The sequence below is a fragment of the Arthrobacter sp. 2YAF22_2 genome, assembly GCF_052114645.1.
Classification (GTDB): Bacteria; Actinomycetota; Actinomycetes; order Actinomycetales; family Micrococcaceae; genus Arthrobacter.
In genome coordinates, this window is the sequence record NZ_JBFRFD010000119.1 from 1 (window position 1) to 8110 (window position 8110).

General features: G+C 66.2%; 7 protein-coding genes. 3 read left to right on the forward strand and 4 right to left on the reverse strand.

Features of this window, described 5'->3' with window-relative positions:
• The 4 genes from AB4Y86_RS06990 to AB4Y86_RS07005 all read right to left on the reverse strand — a co-directional run.
• Positions 1 to 304, reverse strand: a 304-nt coding sequence (locus AB4Y86_RS06990; protein WP_441401330.1) for an FAD-dependent oxidoreductase, incomplete at its 3' end; no start/stop codon positions are given.
• Between the two features lie 719 nt (positions 305 to 1023).
• A complete protein-coding gene (locus tag AB4Y86_RS06995) occupies positions 1024 to 1287 on the reverse strand; it encodes a hypothetical protein (protein WP_441401332.1) in 264 nt (87 codons plus the stop codon).
• Positions 1288 to 1569: 282 nt separating this feature from the next.
• Positions 1570 to 3684, reverse strand: a complete 2115-nt coding sequence (locus tag AB4Y86_RS07000) for a transglycosylase domain-containing protein (RefSeq protein WP_441401342.1) — start codon at positions 3682 to 3684, stop codon at positions 1570 to 1572.
• 74 nt (positions 3685 to 3758) lie between these two features.
• Entirely contained in the window at positions 3759 to 5555 is a 1797-nt protein-coding gene (locus tag AB4Y86_RS07005) for a chloride channel protein (RefSeq protein ID WP_441401334.1), read from the reverse strand.
• A 48-nt stretch (positions 5556 to 5603) separates the two neighbouring features.
• Here AB4Y86_RS07005 and AB4Y86_RS07010 point away from each other — a divergent pair, with 48 nt between their 5' ends.
• Genes AB4Y86_RS07010 through AB4Y86_RS07020 form a run of 3 tightly spaced genes read left to right on the forward strand, consistent with a single transcriptional unit; the run spans position 5604 to position 8048 of the window.
• Positions 5604 to 6110 (forward strand): MarR family winged helix-turn-helix transcriptional regulator, encoded by a 507-nt coding sequence (locus AB4Y86_RS07010; RefSeq protein ID WP_441401336.1) that lies wholly within the window; start codon positions 5604 to 5606, stop codon positions 6108 to 6110.
• Between the two features lie 2 nt (positions 6111 to 6112).
• Positions 6113 to 7147: a cytochrome c oxidase assembly protein gene (locus tag AB4Y86_RS07015; RefSeq protein WP_441401338.1), complete on the forward strand. Its 1035-nt coding sequence runs from the start codon at positions 6113 to 6115 to the stop codon at positions 7145 to 7147.
• 1 nt (position 7148) lies between these two features.
• Positions 7149 to 8048 (forward strand): cytochrome c biogenesis CcdA family protein, encoded by a 900-nt coding sequence (locus AB4Y86_RS07020; protein ID WP_441401340.1) that lies wholly within the window; start codon positions 7149 to 7151, stop codon positions 8046 to 8048.
• The last annotated feature ends 62 nt before the right edge of the window (positions 8049 to 8110 follow it).

Genomic DNA, 8110 nt, shown 5'->3' on the forward strand with positions numbered 1-8110 from the left:
GCAGCAGGCTCAGGACCTTCCCGCCGGCAAGACGCGCGAACTGGTCGTAGTCGATACTGGATGTGGGGCGACCTGTTGCATCGACATACTCGGCTGCCTCGACATGGTAGGAGACAGCTGCGAGCCGCGGGTAGAGGCCGATCCGCTCGGCCGCCTCCACTCCGGGACCAAAGAAGTCCATCATGTAGCCATCGGGGCGCGGAGCGCCCGATTTCTCGAGGACCTCGACGTCCCAGCCGGCCAACCCGAGCTGGCGGGCCGCGACGAGGCCCGCAATGCCGGCCCCGACGACCACGGCCTTCATGTCCTSCCTCCAACGATCAGATGAGCCGGGCCCAATGGCGCCCGGCCGGGAGCGCCGGAGATCCGCCGACCTCCGTTGGCTCATTCTTGGCTCTTTACTCGCCGGCTGTCCAGCGCGCACGGTTCCCTGTTGMCTGTCTCCAGTCAGATGTGCCATGAAGTTCCTTCCACGAGAGCTAAGCTCACCTCAGGGCTGGAATTGTCGGCGGTCTTGCTGAGGACGGCGTTTTGCGCGACAGCTAACCTCCAGGTGGCGGGTGGGGACGTTGGGCCCTAGCGCTTCCCGCACTGCACCGGGAGGATGAATGCTGGAGGTCGCGTCACGTGGTGACGCGGGAGCAGGGGACAGAGTCGGCCGAGCGCCTATGGAGGTTGTCCCCTGATCGAGGAGAGTCAAACCCATGAGAGGTCAAGGCCTGGACCCCGTGCTGCTGAAGATGAACTTCTTCCCCGGCGTCGGCCGGCCGTTGCTTCCGGAGACTAAGAAGGCCGGTATGCCTAACGCGATTATGGTGCAGCCGGCGGCGAGGGAGCGGTACCCGCTTCAACTGAGGGCGGCACAGAAGAGGCCGGACGCTTTGTGGAGGCCGACTACGGCACCGCCGGGACGGTGCAAGGCCGAACCRCAGGGACGGAAATCGGCCAATACGTCGAGGGAGACGACGGTGCGAACGGAAGCGTGGGCCCGCGCTCTCAGAATCCGACCCGCCATTGGCGCCGTTAGCGGTCGCGGGCGTGTGAACTCCCGTTCAGGGATCGACGAACCCACCAGAGGGCCGCGCAAACCTCCACTGCCCCGACCACGCGCGTCAATCCTGGTCGCTCGGCGAGGAAATTGATCAGGTCGCGCCACCGCTGCGGCCCGCAGATCCAGGTCTTCATGTGTTCGGCCGGCACCACCAATGCCAGTGCCCCGTCACCGATCATCGCCACGGCCGGCAGGTCGACGATACGGCGCCCGAATGAACCGTTGTTGATGTCCATTCGTTCAAGTTACGTCCGTGGGCGGCCACTTTCTATGGCGTGTCTTGATGCTCGGAAGCAACCCGCGCAGCTGCACTCGAAGCATCAATTTTTGGCCGTGCAGCAGGGAAGGCACAGTCTTCCCTGCTGCTCCGTTGCGGCCCGTAACCGGCGATTGGCCCGCAAAGCACCGTTGCGTAGTCCGTAGCTCCGATGATCGGAGAGTGCTTTCTGTGACGCGCCCATGCCCGCTGCATCCCCCGGCGGGGCGTGACGCGGCGGGCATGCGGAGCCTTCGGGTAGTCATCGGGCCGGTGTTCCGAGCATCGATGCCGGCGGCCGCGGGAATGCCCGTGTTGTGAACTGGGGCGCGGCTGCGTCCATGAAGCGTCCCCACTGGCCGCCGGCGAGGTCGGCGCCGTCGACGCCGGCGTAGTAGCGGCCGTTGATGGTGATGTTCTGGTTTACCCATTGCGGGCCGGTGCCTTTGTAGCTGCCGAACCAGGATGCTGTGGCGATGCCGGCTGTGGCGCCAACGGTCCAGGTCATGGTGTTCCCGTCGGTCGTGCCGGTTTTAGCGAAGATGTCGTAGCTGGTTTTGTCGACGGGGATGTTGTAGCCGGATCCTCTTGTGAGGACGTTTTTGAGCGCGTAGGTCACCCCTGCGGCGACTCCGGGGTCGATGCTTTGGTGGCAGTCCGGTTCGGGGACCGGGAGCGGGTTTCCGTGGCTGTCCGTGACGGATATGAGGGCCCTCGGGGTGCAGTAGGTTCCTCCGCTGGCGAAGGTCGCGAAGGCGTTGGCCATGGTCAGCGGGGCGACGTCGACGGAGCCGATGAGGTTGGAGATGTTGGAGAAGTCGTAGGGTTTGTTGGTGTGTCCGTCCGTGATGCCGGCGGCCGTGGTCATCTTCTGGACCTCGCAGAGGTCCAGCCGACTGGCGGACTGGAACGTGATGGTGTTGATGGACTGGTACAGCCCCTGCAGGACGCTCATCGGGTAGTAGTGGTTGGGGTCATCGTTAGGCAGAAGGTGGGTTCCGGTCGCCGGGTCATAGGAGCCCGTGGTGGTGCCGCAGGAGTTCTTCCAGGGGTAGCCCGGCGGGTAGTCCCGGACGGCCCCGTTAAGGACGGTGTTCATGGATTTTCCGGCGTTGAGCCATTGGGCAAAAATGAACGGTTTGACGGTGGATCCGATCTGGAACCCGCCGGCTCCGTCCAGCGGATGGCCGTTGGTGTCGGTGGCGGGGAGCGCGAAGTTGCCCATGTAGTTCCCGGGCGCGGGCGCCGGGTTGTAGGCGGTGTTCTGCGCCATGGTCAGGATCTTGCCGGTGCCGGGTTCGACGCTGACCAGCGCCGCCCCGCGCTGCAGCGGGTCCGCACCCGCGATGGTGGAGTTGACCTGGTCCTGGGCGATCTTTTGCAGCCCGGGGTCCAGGGTGGTCCGGATGGTTAGGCCGCCGCGGTAGAGGAAACTGCGCCGCGCGTCCTCATCGGCGCCGTAGGCCGGATCATTGAGGATCAGCCGTTGCACATAATCGCAGAAATACGGGGCAGTGACGGCTGCCATGCAGCCTTGCGGGGCCGGATGAACGTGCAGGCCGATCGGACTCTTGATCGCGCTGTCATGGGCTGCGGCCGTGATCTTTCCCTGCTCGAGCATTTTGTCCAGCACGATGTTTCGCCGCCCGATGGCATGCGCAGGCTCGGTCACGGGGTCGTAGTATGCAGGGTTGTTGATGACGCCGGCGAGCGTGGCGGCCTGGGGCAGGCTCAGATTCTTCGCGTGGACGCCAAAGTAATACTCGGCGGCCGCCTCGATCCCGTAGACGTTGTGGTTGAAATAGATGATGTTCAGGTAGCCCTGGAGGATCTGGTCTTTGGAATACTTCTTTTCCAGGGCGATGGCGAGTTTCATCTCCCGGATCTTGTCCCCGACCGTTTTGGCGGCTCCGAGTTTGACCTGGTCCTGGTGCCCGGCGGCGATGTGGGACTGGATGATGACGTTGTTCACGTACTGCTGAGTGATCGTCGAGGCGCCCTGGCGTCCGCCTTGCGCGGTGGCCGCCAGTGCCCTGAGGATTCCGGTCGGGTCGATGCCGCCGTGCTCGTAGAACCGGGCGTCCTCGACAGCGACGATGCCATTCCGGATGAAGGGCGACATCTGATCCAGTGCCACGCTGTCCCGGTTCTGACTAAAGAAGGTGGCAATGACCGATCCGTCGCTGGYCAGGACGGTGGTGGTCTGGGCGGGAGTGTCAATCTTCAGCTCAGCGGGCAGGTCTCCGATAAGCCCGGCCGAGAACCCTGCCGCCGACCCCGCCACCGCCGCGGCGGGGACTACGAGTCCGGCACCCAGAACACCGCACAATGCACTGACACCCAGAAAGAGAAGAAACTTCCCCAGGACCGTTCTCATTTTCAGCAATAGCAATTACCTCTCTGTGGTGGCCCGCTTATCTGGACCGGGCCGTGATAGCCGGGGCAAGGGGATCACGTTCCGGGCGGCCGAGACCCTCCAGCGCCGGGAACGGACAGGATGCGCAGGACAGCTGCCTGATCTAGCCAGCCCCGCAGGATGCCGGTGTCATCGGTTACCGGAACGCCTGCGCTGGTCGAGGACTCCAGGACCGTATCCAGAACGGATTCCAGGCTCGCGGTGGGTAGGACGGTGGCGGGCATTTCGGCGATGTCAGAGAGCAGCAGCCGGTCCTGGTCCTCATCGTTGCTGAGGATCTCGGAGAGGGAGTGCACGGTGACCACTCCGGCCAACTGGCCCTGCTGGTCCGTTACCGGCAGGGCCAGACGTCCATCGGCGAGCAACCGTCGGGCTCCTTCGGCGACCGACATGTCCTTCGGCAGTGGCTGCAAGCCGGTGACCATGATGGACCCGACGAGCGTGCCGCGCAGCACCTCGGTGCCGGGGTGGCGTTCGAGGTCAATGCCGCGGCGGCGCAGCTTGAGGGTGTAGATGGTGTCCCTGGACAGGACTTTGGAGACCCCGGACGCGACGACGATAGCCAGCATCAGGGGCAGGATGATGGAGTATTCGCCGGTGAGTTCGAACATGATGATTACCGCGGTGATCGATGCCCGGGCTGCGCCGGCGAACACGGCTCCCATCCCGACCAGGGCGAAGGCGCCCACCTGCCCGTGGAGGGCGGGATTGAGGAAACCGGCGACCTCTCCGAACGCGGCTCCCAGCATGGCGCCTATAAACAGGGACGGTGCGAACACGCCGCCGGAGCCGCCAATACCAATGGTCAAGCTGGTGGCGAGAATTTTTCCCACGAGCAGGAGGGCGAGAAATCCGACCGCGTAGCCGCCCGCGACCCCGGTCTGGAGGACCGGGTAGCCAACACCGTACATCTGAGGCAGCACCAGCAGCAGCACCCCCAGCAGCAAACCCCCGGCGACGGGGCGCAGCCAATCCGGACCCCGCCAGCCCCAATCACACAGGTCCTCGACCTTGTACAGAATCCGGGTGAAACCGATGCCGGTCACGGCGGAGAGCAAGCCCAGCAGTATGAACAAAGGGTACTCGGCAGCCGAGGAGATGTTGAAGCCGGGCAGCTGCAAAAAAGCCGCATTGCCCAGAAACGCCCTGCCGATGATCGAGGCGGTGACCGAGGCAAGCACCACCGGGCCGAAGGCGCCCGCGGCGAAGTCCCCGAGCAGCAGCTCAAGGGCGAAGAACACCCCGGCGATCGGGGCGTTGAAGGTTGCGGCAATCCCACCGGCAGCGCCGCAGGCCACCAGCGCCCGGACCCGGGACTCGGGCAACCTGACCGCCTGAGCAAGCCAGGACCCCAGGGCCGAACCGATCTGCACGATCGGCCCCTCCCGGCCGACGGACCCTCCCGAGCCGATGCAGACGGCCGACGCCAGCGCCTTGACAACGGCAACCCGGCCCTTGATGCGTCCGCCGTGCTGGCTCACGGCATACATGACCTCCGGGACGCCGTGGCCACGCGCCTCCGGGGCGAAGCGCTGGACCAGCGGCCCGTACAACAGACCGCCGGCCACAGGGGCCAGAACCACGAACAGGCCTCCCAGCCACGGCAGCCACGGATGAGCCCGGTCACCCTGAACGGCCGAATAGTCCCCGGTGCCGCTGAAGAACAAGGTGGCCGCTGTGATCAGCCATCGGAAGGCCACAGCCGCCAGTCCGGCACCGGCCCCCACGAGGACCGCCATGGCCACCAGCTGGTAGGACGAGCCGGCGAACTTCCTCTGGAGGAAGGCGGCCCGGTCCGGCTGACGGCGGGAGGCAGCGTGCTGCGCGGTCAAAGGAAACTCCAATTCATGATTTGAGACAATATATGTAGTATGACAAGTATGAACACTACCATTGCGTCCGGCAATCCATCCGTGGACCCCACGGCTGCGCGTCATCGTGATGCGCTCGAGAGCACACTGACTGCTTCCCGTGCCGTGCTGGGCGTTATCGCCCGGTCGCTGGCGCCGGTGATGGACGCCGTGACGCTGCCTCAGTTCCGGGTCCTTGTGGTCCTGTCCAACTTCGGGCCGCTGCGGATGGGCGAACTTGCTCTCCACCTGGGGGCCAGTCAGTCCAGCTTCAGCCGGTTCGCCGACAGGATGGTCGCCGGGGGCCTCGTTGCACGCTCGGCCAGCCCCGATAACCGCCGCGAGGTCATCGTTTCCCTGACGGAGAAGGGCGAACGCGTTTACGCTGAGGTCACCGGCGCGCGCCGGCGGGAGATCTCGGTGGTTCTTGAGAAACTCTCCGCCGCGGACTTGGACGCGGTGCGGGCCGGGTTCGAGGTTTTCGCCCGGGCCGCGGGCGAGCCTTCCGCGGACGAGACCCTCATCCTGGGGATCTAGGGGTGTCGCCGGACGTCGGTCTGCCGGTCCCGGGTGCCGGAGATCCGGGCGTGATGATGAGCGGGCCAATGTGGATGCCGGTCCAGCCTCCGACCCTGGCACGAGTGCTGGCCTGGCACCCCCAGCCCGTTCCGCTCCTGCCGTTAATCGTCCTCATCCTGCTGGGGTTGTACGGGTGGGGCGCCGTCGTTCTCCACCGCCGGGGCGTCCGGTGGCCCCCTGCCCGAACCATCTGGTGGCTTCTGGGGCTGGGCACGGTCCTGCTCGTCACCGCGACAGGGATCGAGGGCTACGGCATGGAGCTCTTCAGCATCCACATGATCCAGCACATGGTCCTTAACATGCTCGCCCCGGTGTTCCTGGTCCTCGGCGCCCCGGTGACGCTGCTGCTGCGGGCCCTCCCGGCAGGAGCCGGACCGCGCGGGGGCGCCCGGCGGGGCGTTATTTGGCTGCTCCATACCAAGGCCGCCGCCTTCCTGATGCATCCGGGCGTGACCTTCGCGCTGTTCATCATGAGCCTGTACGGCCTGTATTTCACCCCGGCCTTCGACTACCTCATGGGCACCTGGTGGGGGCACAACCTGATGCTCGTGCACTTCCTGATCGTCGGGTTTCTGTACTTCTGGGGGATCATCGGCGTCGACCCGTCGCCCCGGAACCCCACCCGCGGATTCCGCCGCGTTGCGGGCCCCGTCCTGCCCGTCCTGGAACTGGCCGCCACGGCGCCGTTCCACGCTTTCTTCGGCGTCGTGGTCATGATGTCCACCTCCCTGATGGTCACGTTCTACGCCCGGCCGATAGCCGGATGGCACGTCTCCCCGCTGGCGGACCAGGCCGCCGGCGGCGGAATCGCCTGGGCATTCACCGAACTTCCGACCCTCCTCGTTCTGGGCGCGCTCGTGGCCAAATGGCAAAAATCGGACCAGCGCGCGACCCGCGCCGCCGAGCGCCGCGCCGCCCGTGACGGCAACACCGACCTGATGGACTACAACGCTTACCTGGAGTCGCTGCACCGGCGCACCGGGTCCGGGCACTGACGTGGTCACCGCGAACCAGGCCGGACCGGTCCTCTACGCCTTCACCCTCGGCCTTGCCGCGGCCCTGAACCCCTGCGGCTTCCCGATGCTCCCCGCCTACCTTGCCCTCTTCACCGGCGCACCTGACGCCACGGGTCCCACGGCCGCCTCCGGGACCGCGCGGATCACCCGGGGTCTGCTGGCCGGCGCCTGTGTCAGTGCCGGTTTCGTCACCGTCTTCGGCGTGCTCGGGCTGCTGGTCGAAGAGGGCGCCCGGTTGGCCACCGGCTGGCTGCCCTGGGTCATGGCCGCCGTCGGCATCGCAATGGCCGGCGCCGGAATCTCCACCCTGCTCGGCCGCGCACCCGCGCTGCACCTGTCCGCCCCCCGTTTCCGCACGCGGCGGTCAGTGCTGGCCATGGCGGTCTACGGGGTGGCCTACGCAACAGGCTCTCTGAGCTGTTCCCTGCCGCTGTTCCTGGCCGCCGTAGCCGGCTCCGTCGCCGGCCAGGGATTCCAAGCCGGCCTCGCCACCTATCTTGCCTACGCCCTGGGCATGGGGCTGTTCGTGACTGCCGCCGCCGTCGTCACCACCACGCTCGGCTCGGCCGCCGTGCGCCGTGCCCGGACCGCAGGGCGCTGGCTGGCTGCCCTTTCGGGAATCACCTTGAGCCTCTCAGGGGCCTACCTGGCCTATTACTGGGTAAAGGAACTGCTGGACCCGATCGCGGTGTCACCCGTGACGTCGACGGTCACCGGAGTACAGGACTGGTTCGCCGCCGGTATCGCTGCGCAACCGCTCCTGTGGGCAATACTGCTCGGCGCCGTCGTGCTGGCCGCGATCGGCGTCGTCATCTACAAGATCATCACCGAAACGCCGGACTCCGCGCCCGGACGCCGGGAAAGGCAGCACCGCCCGTGAGCACCACACCGACAACCCCTGACGCCGCCGATCGCACACGCCGAAAGGGGTTTGCTGTGGCC

What these genes read in the sequence shown, in the direction of transcription:
- AB4Y86_RS06995 (WP_441401332.1), bottom strand. Translation starts at nt 1,287, where the DNA reads ATGGACATCAACAACGGTTCATTCGGGCGCCGTATCGTCGACCTGCCG.
- AB4Y86_RS07010 (WP_441401336.1), top strand. Translation starts at nt 5,604, where the DNA reads ATGAACACTACCATTGCGTCCGGCAATCCATCCGTGGACCCCACGGCT.